Below are 14,794 nucleotides of genomic sequence, written 5' to 3' on the forward strand. Positions count from 1 at the left end.
CTAAGACAGATTTGCGGCTAACTATTGAAACAACAAGGAATTTATGGCATGATTGACTTGGAAACTTGATAAAGAAAAGAGTGAAATAATGAAACGTAATTATCATGTGAAATTTTTAAATGAAAAAGATGTTGAACTTGCAGAAGCTGTTTGCGCGGCATCCGAAGATTATTATTTAATCGAACAAGATAAGCCTGCATCGAAAAGTGATGCATTAAAAATTATCACAGAAATTCCAGACGGGAAAACACGATTCGATAAATTCGTGCTAGCAGTGCTGGATGAAAATGAAAAACCAATCGGCTTAGTAGATATTGTTTCTGACTATCCGAGAAAAGGTCGCTGGTTTATCGGGTTACTTCTTTTAACGCCAGATGCTCGTCATAACGGCCTTGGGAAAGTACTTCATCAAACGATCAAAGAGTGGGCGAATGACGGCGGGGCAGATTCATTAGCCTTAGGAGTTTTAGCTGAGAATGAAAAAGGCCGTGGATTCTTTGAATACCTTGGCTACACGAAAGAAGAAACCAAACAAGCTAGCTATGGTGGTAAAGAACAAGAAGTTAGTATTTTCACTTTAGCGATTAAATAAAAAAAGGATGCAGCTCATAAGACTGCATCCTTTTTCTTAGTTTATGCTATTATTTTTTTCTAAAAGAGCTTCCATGTTAATACGCCACTGTAGTTTTACTTTTGAAATAATCCCGGCCTCTTTTAATTCTTTAAGTTGAGAATAGAAGAAGGCTTTCGACAGAGTACAGTAGTTTTTAATGACCGTCGTACTAATGGATTTAGGTAGTACTGCGACGCCGTCTTCCACTGGGATATCAAGGATTTTGACAAGCATTTCAAATACAAAAGCCAATTGATCTTTTTTATCGCGATATTGTAAAAGTGATTTGTAGTAACCATGTTTGGCGATAGTTCTCATAATAGTGTATTGAAAGCTAAAGTTTTCAGGGAAGAGAGAGAGCGAGTATTCGATATCTTTCTTCTTGTAGATAATCAATTCGCACTCAGTTAGTGTTTGATACGTTAAAACAAGGGATGAATTATCGAAAATCGTATAATATCCCATGAAAAAATTAGATGTGAAAATAGAATAAATTTTATCATTGTCGAAATCAATATATCCGGCTAATATACCAGATTTAAGTAAATACACACAATCCCGATTTTCAGTAACTAAATCATTTAGAATGGTATGTTCCGGTATTGTGATGCTGTTAGATTTTAAATTGTATTGTTCCATCATTGCAACAAACTCTTTGTGATTAAATGGATAGGCCATTTTTTACTTCGTCTCCTTCAGATTCAGTTGTACTAATACAAATACATTGTATCATCGTAAAAGTTTACCTAAGTACTAAAAATAGACTACGAGAGAATCTCTTTTTTATGAAAATACCCTTTTTTAGCCAATGTAACCGCAATATTTTTGCCATATTTGAGTTATTTCTAACTCAAAAAGGTTAACCAATACGCATATTTAGAAAAAGCCAATAATAAAGATGAGACTTTATTATTGGCTTTTTCGTATAATCATAAATTATTTTCCGATAGAATAAGAGGAGCCGTTGCCTGTTACAACGACGGTTTTATTACGATCTGTTCGATAAACTTTCGCCTTTGCTTTTTTCAATGTGTTAACGGTTTGTGAAGTGGGGTGCCCATATCCATTTTTACCAACGCTAATAATGGCGTATTTTGGTTTAACAACATTGACGAATGCTTTGCTTGTTGCAGCTTTGGAACCTTGCGTACTTACTTTTAGCACGTCAGCTCGTAAGGTTTTCTTTGCCTTAATCATATCGTTTTCTGCTTTTGTTTGCGCATCTCCTGTGAAAAGGAAGGTGTTTTTCTTATATGCGACGTGGAGAACAGCACTCCAGTTGTTTCGATCTGTTTTTCCGTAAGTTTTAACAGGACCAACAAACTGAGCATTTACTCCTTTGACAGGGAGTTTTACGCCTGCTTTTGCGGTTTTAATGGTTAGTTTCTTCTTTTTCGCCGTATTCACAAAATTTTTGTAAGCGGCCGTTGTGTTTGTGGATTTTGGTGCATAAAGGTTTTTTACCTTGATATTATTCATGACTTCTGGTAATCCACCAATGTTATCTGCGTCTGAATGAGAAGCAATCATTATCTCAATATCTTTTACTTTTAATTTTTTTAAATAATTTACAACAGTTTTCCCTTTACCTTTGTTACCTGCATCAATTAAAATATCTTCTCCACTAGGTGCTTTGATATAAATGGCGTCTCCTTGACCAACATCAATAAAATGCACTTTTATAGTTGGTGCAGCAGCTTCAACTTGCATAGAACTTGGTACGGAAAGCCCCGCAATTAAAGCAAAAACTAATAATACGTTTAAAATCCCTTTTTTCATCCCTTTTCCTCTTCTCTTATGAAATGAATTCTTTTAGAAATTTGTAAACCCCATCTGCTTCATTCGTGTCAGTAAGATGATTTGCTGCTGCTTTGACATTATCGCTTGCATTTGCCATCGCAACACCAGTTCCAGCATATTGTAGCATGCCGATATCATTTTCGCCATCACCAAAAGTAATAATTCTTTCGCGTGGAATATTGTAATGCTTTCCAAGCGCTTCAACGGCTGTTTTTTTATCAGAATTAGCTGGAAGTATTTCTAAATTATTATGGTGTGAAGAAAGGACTCTAATACCATTCGCTTCATTTAGAGCAGCGCGAACTTCGGTTAGTTTTGAGGCATCCTCTTCCGCAACGACAATAGCATTTAAAAATTGATGCATGTTTTCATCAAAAACACCTTTTTCATTAATAGAAACGAGCGAAAAACTATTGTGTCCTGTATCTAAGCGACTTTTATCAGCAAGATTTTGGAAGAAAGCAGGTGGTTCTTTTGTATAGAAAAGTGTATTGGTAGAGAAGAAAAAAAGTGGTAAATCGAAGTCGCTCATAATATCGTAAGTGGAGCGAATTGCCTTCTCTTCTAAAGTAGTTTTAAGCAGTTGTTCATCGCGAATAGCCGCGTAGGATCCGTTTGAGGCAATAACATGACCGGAACTACTTACTTGGAAGCCAACTTCACGAGCAGAGCGATACATCCGTCCTGTAGAAATAGAAAAAATATGGCCATCTTTTTCTAAGGTTTGGATTAAATCACGCGTTTTTTTAGAGACAGTTTGATCTTGGCGCAGTAGTGTGCCATCAATATCGGAACAAATCAAATACTTTTTAGTCAAATAAAATCATCCTTTTTAGTTAATAACTTAAGTATACCATGTGCGAATCGGAATAGTTATATATGATACAATAGTTTTTATCGAGTTCTAAAATAATTTTTTGGAGGAGTTCCATGATGGGAAATTTAAACTGGGCAATTCTTGGACCAGGTTCGATTGCACACGAATTTGCAGAAGGTATGCGAGGAATGAACCGCGAAATTTATGCGGTAGGAGCACGGAGTTTAGAGAAAGGGCAAGCATTCGCAAGTCAATACGGAATAGAAAATGTATACGATGACTTTGACAAAATGCTTGCTGATCCGGCGATAGATGTAGTTTATATCGCTACACCACATTCTAACCACTACGAATTCATCATGAAAAGTTTACATAATGGCAAACACGTTTTAGCTGAAAAAGCGATAACTGTAAGCAGCAAAGAACTTAATGAAATCAATGTGCTAGCCAAAGAGAAAGGCTTAATCGTTAAAGAAGCAATGACCATATTCCATATGCCGCTTTATAAAAAGTTACGAGAAATTGTGGAATCTGGAGCAATTGGTAAATTGAAAATTATTCAAGTTGCTTTTGGAAGTGCCAAAGAAAAAGATCCGAAAAACCGTTTTTATAATATGGATTTGGCGGGTGGAGCATTACTTGATATTGGCACGTATGCCCTTAGTTTTGCTCGGTATTTTTTAAGTGAAACGCCAGATGAAGTATTAACGACGATGAAGAAATTCGAAACAGGTGTGGACGAACAGTCCGGAATTTTACTCAAAAATAACGAAGAGGAACTAGCTGTTGTATCGCTATCTTTCCGTGCTAAAATGCCAAAACGAGGCGTCATTGCTTGTGAAGAAGGATTTATCACTGTAGATGAATACCCGCGTGCCAGCCGAGCAACTGTTACACACACGGCAACTGGAAAAGTAGAAGAAATTGAGGTTGGCGAAACAAGTAAAGCTTTAGAATATGAAATTACAGCCATGGAAGAGAGCATCGCGACAGGAGAAAACATGACTTATCAGTTAACAAATGATGTTATCGCGATTATGAGCGATGTTAGAACACAGTGGGGAATTAAATTTCCTTTTGAAAAATAAGAAAAACCCGCCGAGCTTGGCGGGTTTTTCTACAAATATTAATCAGTTAAATTATCTTCTGTTTCTGGGTCGAAGAAATGAGATTTAGACATTTCGAATGCTAAAGTCAGTACTTCGTTTGGTTGGTGTTCCGAGCGAGCATCAACACGTGCTACGAATTCATGTGTACCAACACGGCTGTGAAGCATAAATTCAGCACCGGTAAGTTCCGCAACAATTGTCGTTGCTTTGAACGTATAACCAGGGTTTGCTTCAATAACGATTGGCTCATCATGAATATCTTCCGGACGAATACCGAAAACGATATTTTTACCATCGAAGCCTCTATCTTTAAGAAGTTTTAATTTGCCTTCTGGAACTTCAATAGTGAAATCATCACCGATAAAGTTAGAACCTTCTAAACGACCTTTGAAGAAGTTCATTGCTGGGCTTCCAATAAAGCCGGCTACGAACATATTTACTGGGTGATCGTAAACTTGTTTTGGTGAACCAACTTGTTGGATAACACCGTCTTTCATGATAACGATACGAGTTGCCATTGTCATCGCTTCTGTTTGGTCATGGGTAACGTAAATCATTGTCGTATCTAATTGTTGGTGAAGTTTTGTGATTTCCGCACGCATTTGCACACGTAATTTCGCATCCAAGTTGGAAAGTGGTTCATCCATTAGGAAGACTTTTGCGTCACGAACGATTGCACGACCTAAAGCAACACGTTGACGTTGACCACCGGAAAGTGCACTTGGTTTACGTTTTAAGTATTCAGTTAAGCCAAGAATATTTGCTGCATGCTCCACACGTTTTTTAATGTCGTCTTTAGGCATTTTACGCAGTTTTAAACCGAATGCCATATTATCATATACAGTCATATGTGGATATAATGCGTAGTTTTGGAATACCATTGCGATGTCACGGTCTTTTGGCGCAACATTGTTCATTACTTTACCATCAATAGATAGTTCGCCTTTTGAAATTTCTTCTAGTCCAGCAATCATACGCAAAGTTGTAGATTTACCACAACCAGATGGTCCTACAAAAACGATGAATTCTTTGTCATCGATTTCTAAATTAAAGTCAGAAACTGCAGTTACTTTGTTATCATAAATTTTATAAATATGTTCTAGTGATAATTGTGCCAACTTTCTTCGCCTCTTTCTATTTTTTAACTTGTGTTCATTGTATATGAAAACGCTTTACAAAAACTATGGCAATTTGCACAAAGAAAAAAATCATCTGTTGGGCAACTTGCATAAGTATCAAAAAAGTAAAAAGAAGTAAAGGGACAAAAGACCTTTTATGTGAAAGATTTTTCACAGCGCTTAATTCTTTAGTCCCAAATCCGAAAATTCCTCAGATATCATTACAAAAAAACTTCATCTTGTGTTATATTATTAAGGCAGACACAATATATAGTTAGTGGGGGATTATCATGTACGTGGAACAACTTAATGAACAAATGGTAATAAAAAGGGACGGCCGTAAAGCAAGCTTTGATTTAATTAAAATTCGTAATGCCGTTGAAGCATCTATGAAAGCAATTAATTTAGAGGACGAGACTTTCTTAGAAGAGATTTTGCTTGAGGTTGTAAGTGAATTACCTAACAAGGCAGATATGACCATCGATGAAATCCAGCATTGCGTCGAAAATACCTTAATGAAATCGACGTATCCTGATGTAGCGAGGGCTTACATAGAGTACCGCCATGATCGCGACCATGAGCGTGAAAACATCACAGATATGCACAAAAGCGTAGAAAAGCTACTACAAAAAGACAAAACAGTAGTAAACGAAAATGCCAACAAAGACGCGACTGTCTTTAATACGCAACGCGATTTGACAGCAGGAGCCGTAGCCAAAAGTTACGCATTAAAATACATGCTACCAAAACACGTATCTAACGCTCATTTAAAAGGGGAAATTCACTTTCACGATTTAGACTACAGCCCATACCATGCAATGACCAACTGTTGTTTAATCGACATCGAAGGAATGTTATCAAAAGGATTTACGATTGGTAATGCCAACGTAGAAAGCCCGAAATCTATCCAAACAGCTACAGCACAAATTGCTCAAATAATTGCAAACGTGGCTAGTTCGCAGTACGGCGGCTGTTCGGTTGACCGCATTGATGAAGTTTTATCCGTTTACGCGCGTTTGAACTTTGAAAAACACAAAAAAGATGCGACTGAATGGGTCGTTCCAGAAAAACAAGAGGGCTATGCAGCGGAGAAAACACGCAAAGATATTTACGATGCGATGCAAAGCTTAGAATACGAAATCAACACATTATATACAAGTAACGGCCAAACACCGTTCGTAACACTAGGATTTGGTCTTGGTGAAGATTGGTTTGCCCGTGAAATTCAAAAAGCCATCCTAAAAGTACGTATTGGCGGGGTTGGTAAAGACAAACACACGGCCATTTTCCCGAAATTAGTATTTTCGATTCGTCGTGGAACTAATTTAAATGCAGAAGATCCGAACTATGACATCAAACAATTGGCGTTGGAATGCTCTTCTAAACGGATGTATCCAGATGTACTCAACTACGATTCACTCGTTCGCTTAACAGGTGATTTCAAAGTACCAATGGGCTGTCGTTCATTCTTACCAGCTTGGGAAAACGAAAACGGCGAACACGTGAACGCGGGAAGAAACAACCTTGGAGTTGTAACGCTTAATATTCCACGTATCGCTATCCAAAGTGGTGGGGACAAAGAGCGATTCTGGGAAATTTTCCACGAACGTATGAAAACAGTTAAAGATGCGCTACTTTTCCGTTTAAACCGTGTACGTCAAGCACGCCCAGAAAATGCACCAATTTTATATAAATACGGAGCATTTGGCAAACGACTACAAGATGGCGAAAATGTCGATCAACTTTTCAATAAAGAACGTTCTACTATTTCTATCGGCTATATCGGTCTTTATGAAGCAGCGACTGTATTTTACGGCGGTGAATGGGAAGGCGACAAAGAAGCGAAAAACTTCACGCTTGATATTGTGAAAGAATTAAAAGCCTATGCGGACAATTGGAAAGATGAATATGGCTACTGGTTTAGCGTATATTCGACTCCAAGTGAAAGCTTAACTGACCGTTTTAACCGTTTAGACAAAGAAAAATATGGTGTAATTAAAGACATCACAGATAAAGACTACTACCAAAACTCTTTCCACTATGATGTTCGTAAAAAAATTACCCCATTTGAAAAAATTGATTTTGAAAAAGATTATCCAGAATTTTGCTCTGGCGGATTCATTCATTATTGTGAGTATCCAAAAATGGTTCACAATACGAAAGCACTTGAGGCTGTATGGGATTACTCTTATGATCGCGTAGCTTATCTTGGTACAAATACACCAATCGATAAATGTTACGAATGTGATTTTGAAGGTGAATTTGTTCCTACAGAAGAAGGCTTCAAATGCCCAAGCTGTGGCAACACCGACCCCGAAAAAGCAGATGTTGTAAAACGTACGTGTGGCTATTTAGGCAACCCAATGAAACGTCCAATGGTTCATGGACGTCACGTAGAAATTAGCAATCGCGTGAAACATATGGAGAACTTAGGTGAATAATCCAAAACCGTGTGAATGGAAGTCGAATGAATTATCCAGAGGGTATATCGCTGACTATAAAGCATTCAATTTTGTCGATGGAGAGGGCGTTCGGTGCAGTTTATATGTATCTGGATGCCCTTTCCACTGCGAAGGCTGCTACAACAAAGCCGCGCAATCATTTAAATACGGCAAACCTTACACAAAAGAACTAGAAGACGATATCCTAAAAGACATCGGCCATGAAAGCGTCCAAGGCCTCACTTTACTTGGCGGAGAACCATTTCTAAACACCGCCACATGCCTATCTGTCGTAAAACGAATCCGTGCGACATACGGCGAAACAAAAGATATCTGGTCATGGACAGGCTACACTTGGGACGAAATGATGCAAGAAACCGCCGACAAACTAGAACTTCTATCCTTAATAGATGTCCTAGTAGACGGCCGCTTCGAACAAAAACTATTCGACCCCAACCTAGCATTCCGCGGTTCCAGCAACCAAAGAATTATTGATGTGCAGAAATCACTTGCTGCTGGTGAAGTGGTTTTGTATGAGTTGTGAAAGAAGCCCTCTGTGATGGAGGGCTTTTTTTATTAATAACTACTCCAGTAAAGAAGTAAAGTGGAAAATTGTACGAAAAAAATGATATCTGATTAGTTTTTAATTTATAGTTTCACAAAACGATCACAAAATGAGAATGCTTCCGATGGTATAATAAAAATAATTATAGGAATCAAATTCAATTAAATAGTGCGAAAAATCCGAAAAAACAAGTTAACTTACTTTAGTTTTAGAGAGGAGAGTAATATTTTGGTGGATATTAGCGTTAATATACATAATCTAAAAAAGAAATACGGGGACAAAATTATAATAAATAATTTGAGTATTATGATCAATTTCAATTCTAAATTAACTTTAGTGATGGGTGCAAATGGTTCTGGGAAATCAACTTTAGCAAAAATGATAGCTGGAATTATTTTACCTGATGAAGGGACATTACAACTTTCAAATCAACTTGATTTTTCAAAGTGGACAAAGAGGAATACTTATTATTTATCAAATACAGAGCGTGGTATGTTTTATAAGCTAAATGGTAGACAAAACATTGAATATTTAACTTCACTAAAAGGTACTAGTAAAAAACATGTATTAGAAAAACTCCCTGAGTATTGCCAGAAATTAAATTGTACAGATATTTTAGAAATGCCTGCAGAGAAGTTATCTACAGGTCAAAAAAAGAAAGTTTTCATATTATCGGCGCTATGCTCAAATTGTAAGTTATTATTGTTAGATGAACCTACAAATGGGTTAGATGAAGAGAGCTTTTATTCTTTTATTGAAATTCTAGAAAGTTTAAGGCTGGAGAATGGAAAAAAAATTATTCTAATTTCTCACGATAAAAGATTTATGGATATACCGCATATAGAGAGAATAATCTTTGAAAAAAATGGTGAGATTTATTGGGAAGGGTGTTAGTACAATGGATTATCTTAATGCTTGTATAGGTACACTTAAAGCGAATATTCTTATTCTATTTAAGTATAAGAAAAACCTAGTATCAGAATTAATCATGTTTACTGGAGTATATCTTGCAATATTAATGCTAAATGATAGCAGTGCAGTAACTAAGTTTTATAATGCCTCTGTAGCTGAAGGACCTATTCTTTTATTAATTGGTTATATGTTTTGGGCATTTTCAGACATGGCATTATCAAATACCGCTAATTGGATTAGCACAGATGCGAAGGTAGGGTTGCTAGAACCTAAAGTTCAAAGTATATTACCGTATCCAGTACAGTCTTTTTTATTACTTTTAGTTAGTATCTTAGAGACGCTTATAATTCTTTTGGTGGTGGTCAGCATTTCCATTTTTATAGGCAAGGTAAGTTTACTACAAATTCCATTCATTTTTTTATCCGTTATTATTCTTTTACCATCTGTTATTGGAATGTTTGGGATGGGCTTAATATTTGGGGGCTTTGCGATTAAAGAGAAGAGTCTGGGTAATTTTGTCAATTTGTTTGCAGGAGCCTTAATTATTTTTTCCAATACGTTAATAGTAGGTCTTCCAAAAATCATTTACATCATACCATTTACTTCTGGAGTGGATTTTACAAGTAATCTGTATGTTTCAGGGGAAATGGATTTAAGTCTATTAGGTATAAATTTATTTATAAACGCAATTTGGCTTATTGTTGGCCTACTTTTCTTTAATTATTCTTTGAAAAAAGAAAAATCAGTTGGTAGTTTCGATACTTTTTAAAATAAACAATTAACTAAACTCGTCAAACATGCTCCAAAGTCAATTTTACATTACCACCATAAAGAATTATAATGAAAACGAGAAATTCCTTCAAAACACCACGAAACCACAGAACGGAAGTGTTAACTATCAACGGAAATTTTACTACAAATGAAAAAAATCAGCGGACATTTTTATTCCCGATGAAAGGGTTTAAGCGGCTTGTATTAGGAATGATTGTTATGACGATGATTTTCACGCTATTAACGTATCTAGTTCCGAACCCGGACAAAATCACCATTCCGAAATCAGTCGAGCTGATTAATGATATAAGAATCGTTGCATTCCTTAGCATTTGCGTATGGATGTTGTTAAGAATTGAGTATATTTTCCGTACGAAAAAACCTTGGAAATATGGGTTAGAGTATAGTATTTATTTTCATTTAGTACCTTGTCTAATAGCAATTTCAACGATATTTTTTGTATGGATTGCCTCGATTACTTTACTTGATAGTAATTATTTATTTTTTATATTGTTCCATAGCTACGAGTGTTATGGTGGTATTATCATGCACTTTTTATTTTGTTTTTAAAAAGGATAAAATGAATATAAAAGGTTTTTTCATTACGCCTGCGGTTGGCTTTATACTGAACCTATATGCAGGAATTGTCGTAGGCATGATGCTAAACGATCTGTGGGGAAGTGTGTTGCATGAAGGTCTGCGTGGGGGCGCTCTAATTGGCGTGTTTGTCGCTTCCATGGCGCTACCTAATATATTTATAGGCGCGCTGCCTGTTGTTATTTGTAATTTATATGCATGGATTACGGGGAAGGATATCAACCTTGAAGAACGATATAAAAATGCGGATAATATTGATCCGAGTAAAAACTATCCGCCGAATTTTGGGTTGAAAAAGAAATAAAAAATATAGTGCGCTCCAAAAATTAGATTTTGGGGCGCACTATAGTATAAACACGGTCACGAATACTATTCATCCTCTTGAAGTTCAGCCAAGCAATAATCTTGTATTTCTTTTGACATAGAATTAACTTCGATTTGTTCCTCAGCTATTACCTTGTCAATAAAGTCGCGGGCTTCTAAAAGTGTGCAACCTGACATATTCATTAGTTCCTTCATAAAAGGTAAATAGTGTTTTTTAGCAAACTCCGCTCTATATTTTTCTACAGTAACTTCAATAGTTCCTAGTTTATACAACGTTTTTTTACTCCTCTATAAACATAAAATAAACAGCTAATTCCTGATTATAATTTAAAACAGGGTGGCTTTTTTTAATCAACAAATTGTCTAGCTTTCACATAATCGTACAATTCCTTATTTCTAACAACCCATTCTTTCCCTTTTTTCCAAATCTTACCGTGCTCTTTTAAAAGGGTTAATTGTTTGTAAAAACTGCTTTTCGATAGATTGCTATAAGCAGCGATAGTACTAGTTCGCATTTCTTTCGGTAAGATAACACTATCTTTTTCATAGAGTGTTCCGTGTAATTTGCCCATATTAGAAAAAGAAAGCTCTAATTTATCAGAAGAACTAGTCTCGGCGAAAAGACTTTTGAAGAACGCGTGGCGAGCCAGGTCGCGCATAATGAAAAATTGAAAACCAAAATTCTCTGGAAACATGGAAAGAAAGTACTCTAAATCTTTAAAAGAATATTTGTAAATAGTGCATGGTGAAATGGTTGTGAACAGAAACTCATCTACATTTCCCTGAAATAAACTATAGTAATTTACAAAAGAACCTTTACCTAAGACGGTATAGATACTGTTTGATTGCGGATTCATGGAAATAGAAACAAAGCCTTCAACAATTAAATAGACATGATTATTTCTTTGCGAGGCAGTATCTACTAAATCTGTATGTTTTGGAACTTTTAATTTTTCATATTTAATATTGCCTTCATGAGAAAGCCGAACAAATTCTTGATAATTAAATAGTGCATCCATTATTAGCAGCCCCTTTACTTTTTTGTTAACTATAATACATAATATCAAAATTAACAAAAAATTAATCTATATTAATTATACCAAATTGCCACTTTATTGCTGATAATATGTACATTTAATGAGAAAAGATGCAAAAATATTATTTTGCATCTTTTAGCTATTTAGTAAAGCTCAGGACGTCGATCAGTGAAGACAGGAATGATTCCTCGTGTTTCAGCAACTAGATTTAAGTCAATTTCCGCATAAATATTTCCTTCTTCTTCACCACCATGAACGACAATGTTACCAAGTGGATCAATCACAAGCGAGTGTCCATTGAAGTGATTATTAGGATCATCGCCAACACGATTGACGGCAACGACGAAGGCTTGATTTTCAATAGCGCGCGCAATAAGCAGTTGTTCCCATTGAGTAACTCTTTCAGCAGGCCACTGCGCAGAAACAAAAATGACTTCTGAGCCTTCTGAAGTATGTTTACGAATCCATTCTGGAAATCTAATATCATAACAAATGAAACCAGCGCAAGAAACGCCATCCAGTCGAAATAGATTTTTATCATTTCCAGCTTCTAAATAAAGATGTTCATTCATAAGCTGAAATAAGTGAACCTTCTTATATGAAGAAAGTAGTCCGCCATATTTGTCGAAAGCATACATTGTATTAGAAAATTTGGTTCCTTCCGAAATAGAAACCGAGCCACCGATAATTGCGATTTGGTGCTTTTCAGAAAGTGTTGCTAAAAATTCTTTCGTTCTCTCCCCATTTAAATCAGCAACCCCAGCTAATTCATTTAAAGCATAACCTGTATTCCACATTTCTGGTAAAACTGCGATATCTGCCCCATTTTTTGCAGCTTCAACTATAGCTTTTTCAATCCGTGCATAGTTTGCATCAGGATATTTAAAAACTACATCAGTTTGACATAATGCCAACTTCCACATGTTCTTCGCTCCCTTTTTCTTTTAAAAATAACACAAGCTTGGTGGCGAGTCCATATTGGAACACTTCGCACCAAGCTCTAAGTAGTGAATTAATCTTTTTTAAGACGTCTAGATAAGAAATTTCCGAATGATTGTAGTGCTTGAACCATAATAATTAAAATGATGATGGTTGTATACATGACTGTCGGCTCAAAACGTTGGAAACCATATTGGTATGCAATTGTTCCGAGTCCGCCAGCACCAACTAGTCCAGCCATTGCAGTCGCACCGATAAGTCCGATTGTTGCGATAGTTAAACCAAGAACGATACCAGACCGAGCTTCGCGAATAACCACACTCCAGATGATTTTCGGTGTAGAAATCCCCATTGCTTGATAAGCTTCCACAACTCCACGATCCACTTCCAAAAGGGCAGACTCCATTAAACGGGCGATATAAGGTGCCGTAAATACGACAAGTGGCATAATCACACCTTGAATCCCAATAGTAGTCCCAACAACAAACCGTGTTACGGGAATCATTAAGAATAACAAAATAATAAACGGTAACGAACGTAAAATATTAATAACCCAGTTTAAAATACTATAGGCAACCAGGTTTTCTGATTGACCACCTTTACGCGTTAATGTTAAAAATACGCCAAGTGGTAAACCAATCGCAAGTGAAATCACGAGTGTAATCCCAGTCATCGTCAGCGTTTCTAGAAATCCTTGCCAAAGTATCGGGCCCCATTCTTCAAAAAACAAACTCATAGTAACTCGACCTCCTCAACAACGACTCCAGATTCTTTTAAATAAGAAATAGCTTTACTGTATTCAACTTCGTCCCCTTTTAAATGAACAAGTAGTTTTCCAAGTGTTCCGTTTTTCAAATGATCAATTCCACCAGCTAAAATACTTGGAAGAACGTCGAATTTGCGTGATACAAGAGCGAGCGCAGGTTCATCCGCTTCGTCCCCAATAAAATGAAGAGAAACCAATTTCCCAGTCGCAACATATTTTTCAAGCAAATCTTGCGGAATGTCAAAACTAGCTTCCGACCCAACAAAACGCTTGGTTGTCGCGTGTTTTGCTTTTGTAAAAATATCAAGAACGGTACCTTGTTCCACTAAATGACCATTTTCCATTACAGCAACCCGGTCACAAATACGTTGAATGACATCAAGTTCATGTGTAATTAAGAAAATCGTAATGCCGAGTTCCGCATTAATTTTAAGTAACAGTTGCAAAATTGCTTCTGTTGTTTCAGGGTCCAAGGCGCTTGTTGCTTCATCGCTTAAGAGAATTTCTGGTTCATGCGCAAGAGCACGAGCAATCGCGACACGTTGTTTTTGACCGCCAGAAAGTTGGCTTGGATAGTTGTTTCGCTTATCCTCTAGGCCAACGATCGACAAGTATTTATTCACGCGCGTTTCGATTTCGTTTTTTGGAACGCCTTCTAATTTTAATGGCTTGGCAATGTTATCATAGACAGTTGCTGTTTTCAGTAGGTTATATCCTTGGAAAATCATGCCGATTTTCCGACGAGCGACACGAAGTTCTTTGCTTGATAGGGTAGATAAGTTCTTCCCATCAATCACAACTTGGCCAGCATCTGGACGTTCAAGCAAGTTGATGCAACGAACAAGGGTACTTTTCCCGGCGCCACTGTAACCAACGACACCGAAAATTTCTCCTTTTTCGACTGTAATAGAAACATTTTTGACGGCTTCTACGGTTTTTCCATTTACATTAAATGATTTTGAAACTTGATGTAATTCGATCAAAA

The 14,794-nt window shown here is 36.6% G+C and carries 17 protein-coding genes; 8 read left to right on the forward strand and 9 right to left on the reverse strand.

The genetic code is table 11. From position 1 onward, the window contains the following. The first annotated feature begins 88 nt into the window (after positions 1 to 88). On the forward strand, positions 89 to 592 hold the full coding sequence (locus CKV70_RS01405) for a GNAT family N-acetyltransferase (RefSeq protein WP_014600435.1): 504 nt from the start codon (positions 89 to 91) through the stop codon (positions 590 to 592). Positions 593 to 628: 36 nt separating this feature from the next. On the opposite strand, the gene CKV70_RS01410 is transcribed toward CKV70_RS01405, so the two are convergent. The 3 genes from CKV70_RS01410 to CKV70_RS01425 form a co-directional block, all read right to left on the reverse strand. Further along, positions 629 to 1,291, reverse strand: coding sequence for a cyclic nucleotide-binding domain-containing protein (locus tag CKV70_RS01410; protein ID WP_009924286.1), 663 nt, complete (start codon positions 1,289 to 1,291; stop codon positions 629 to 631). Between the two features lie 258 nt (positions 1,292 to 1,549). Next, positions 1,550 to 2,392 (reverse strand): ComEC/Rec2 family competence protein, encoded by an 843-nt coding sequence (locus tag CKV70_RS01420; protein WP_003722895.1) that lies wholly within the window; start codon positions 2,390 to 2,392, stop codon positions 1,550 to 1,552. A 16-nt stretch (positions 2,393 to 2,408) separates the two neighbouring features. Next, complete coding sequence (locus CKV70_RS01425) at positions 2,409 to 3,230, reverse strand: Cof-type HAD-IIB family hydrolase (protein ID WP_014600436.1); 822 nt, start codon at positions 3,228 to 3,230, stop codon at positions 2,409 to 2,411. A gap of 116 nt (positions 3,231 to 3,346) precedes the next feature. Here CKV70_RS01425 and CKV70_RS01430 point away from each other — a divergent pair, with 116 nt between their 5' ends. Then, positions 3,347 to 4,318 carry a Gfo/Idh/MocA family protein gene (locus tag CKV70_RS01430; RefSeq protein ID WP_009924288.1) on the forward strand — a complete coding sequence of 324 codons (972 nt, stop codon included), beginning with the start codon at positions 3,347 to 3,349 and terminating at the stop codon, positions 4,316 to 4,318. A gap of 38 nt (positions 4,319 to 4,356) precedes the next feature. Here the strand turns inward: CKV70_RS01430 and CKV70_RS01435 are convergent, their stop codons facing one another. Further along, positions 4,357 to 5,457 (reverse strand): ABC transporter ATP-binding protein, encoded by a 1,101-nt coding sequence (locus tag CKV70_RS01435; RefSeq protein WP_003732853.1) that lies wholly within the window; start codon positions 5,455 to 5,457, stop codon positions 4,357 to 4,359. A gap of 290 nt (positions 5,458 to 5,747) precedes the next feature. Between CKV70_RS01435 and nrdD the strand changes: the two genes are divergently transcribed. From nrdD to CKV70_RS01465, 6 genes are all read left to right on the forward strand, one after another. Further along, a complete protein-coding gene (nrdD, locus tag CKV70_RS01440; protein WP_012951153.1) occupies positions 5,748 to 7,898 on the forward strand; it encodes an anaerobic ribonucleoside-triphosphate reductase in 2,151 nt (716 codons plus the stop codon). Then, positions 7,891 to 8,442, forward strand: a complete 552-nt coding sequence (nrdG, locus tag CKV70_RS01445) for an anaerobic ribonucleoside-triphosphate reductase activating protein (RefSeq protein WP_003722900.1) — start codon at positions 7,891 to 7,893, stop codon at positions 8,440 to 8,442. The genes nrdD and nrdG overlap by 8 nt, the downstream gene beginning before the upstream one ends. A 252-nt stretch (positions 8,443 to 8,694) precedes the next feature. Then, on the forward strand, positions 8,695 to 9,357 hold the full coding sequence (locus tag CKV70_RS01450) for an ATP-binding cassette domain-containing protein (RefSeq protein ID WP_223168477.1): 663 nt from the start codon (positions 8,695 to 8,697) through the stop codon (positions 9,355 to 9,357). Positions 9,358 to 9,361: 4 nt separating this feature from the next. Next, a complete protein-coding gene (locus tag CKV70_RS01455; RefSeq protein ID WP_014600438.1) occupies positions 9,362 to 10,144 on the forward strand; it encodes a hypothetical protein in 783 nt (260 codons plus the stop codon). A 182-nt stretch (positions 10,145 to 10,326) separates the two neighbouring features. Further along, a complete protein-coding gene (locus CKV70_RS01460; RefSeq protein WP_223168475.1) occupies positions 10,327 to 10,716 on the forward strand; it encodes a hypothetical protein in 390 nt (129 codons plus the stop codon). A gap of 10 nt (positions 10,717 to 10,726) precedes the next feature. Beyond that, on the forward strand, positions 10,727 to 11,047 hold the full coding sequence (locus CKV70_RS01465) for a hypothetical protein (protein ID WP_014588998.1): 321 nt from the start codon (positions 10,727 to 10,729) through the stop codon (positions 11,045 to 11,047). Positions 11,048 to 11,112: 65 nt separating this feature from the next. On the opposite strand, the gene CKV70_RS01470 is transcribed toward CKV70_RS01465, so the two are convergent. The 5 genes from CKV70_RS01470 to CKV70_RS01490 all read right to left on the reverse strand — a co-directional run bounded on the left by CKV70_RS01470 (position 11,113) and on the right by CKV70_RS01490 (position 14,792). Continuing rightward, a complete protein-coding gene (locus CKV70_RS01470) occupies positions 11,113 to 11,340 on the reverse strand; it encodes a hypothetical protein (protein ID WP_014600440.1) in 228 nt (75 codons plus the stop codon). Between the two features lie 74 nt (positions 11,341 to 11,414). Then, entirely contained in the window at positions 11,415 to 12,086 is a 672-nt protein-coding gene (locus CKV70_RS01475) for a Crp/Fnr family transcriptional regulator (protein WP_014600441.1), read from the reverse strand. Between the two features lie 161 nt (positions 12,087 to 12,247). After that, positions 12,248 to 13,027, reverse strand: coding sequence for a carbon-nitrogen family hydrolase (locus tag CKV70_RS01480; RefSeq protein WP_009930687.1), 780 nt, complete (start codon positions 13,025 to 13,027; stop codon positions 12,248 to 12,250). Positions 13,028 to 13,116: 89 nt separating this feature from the next. Continuing rightward, positions 13,117 to 13,779: a methionine ABC transporter permease gene (locus CKV70_RS01485; protein ID WP_003722903.1), complete on the reverse strand. Its 663-nt coding sequence runs from the start codon at positions 13,777 to 13,779 to the stop codon at positions 13,117 to 13,119. Continuing rightward, on the reverse strand, positions 13,776 to 14,792 hold the full coding sequence (locus CKV70_RS01490; protein WP_003722904.1) for a methionine ABC transporter ATP-binding protein: 1,017 nt from the start codon (positions 14,790 to 14,792) through the stop codon (positions 13,776 to 13,778). Before CKV70_RS01490 ends, CKV70_RS01485 begins: the two co-directional genes overlap by 4 nt. Between the last annotated feature and the right edge of the window lie 2 nt (positions 14,793 to 14,794).

It is taken from the genome of Listeria monocytogenes (assembly GCF_900187225.1).
GTDB classification, from domain to species: Bacteria; Bacillota; Bacilli; order Lactobacillales; family Listeriaceae; genus Listeria; species Listeria monocytogenes.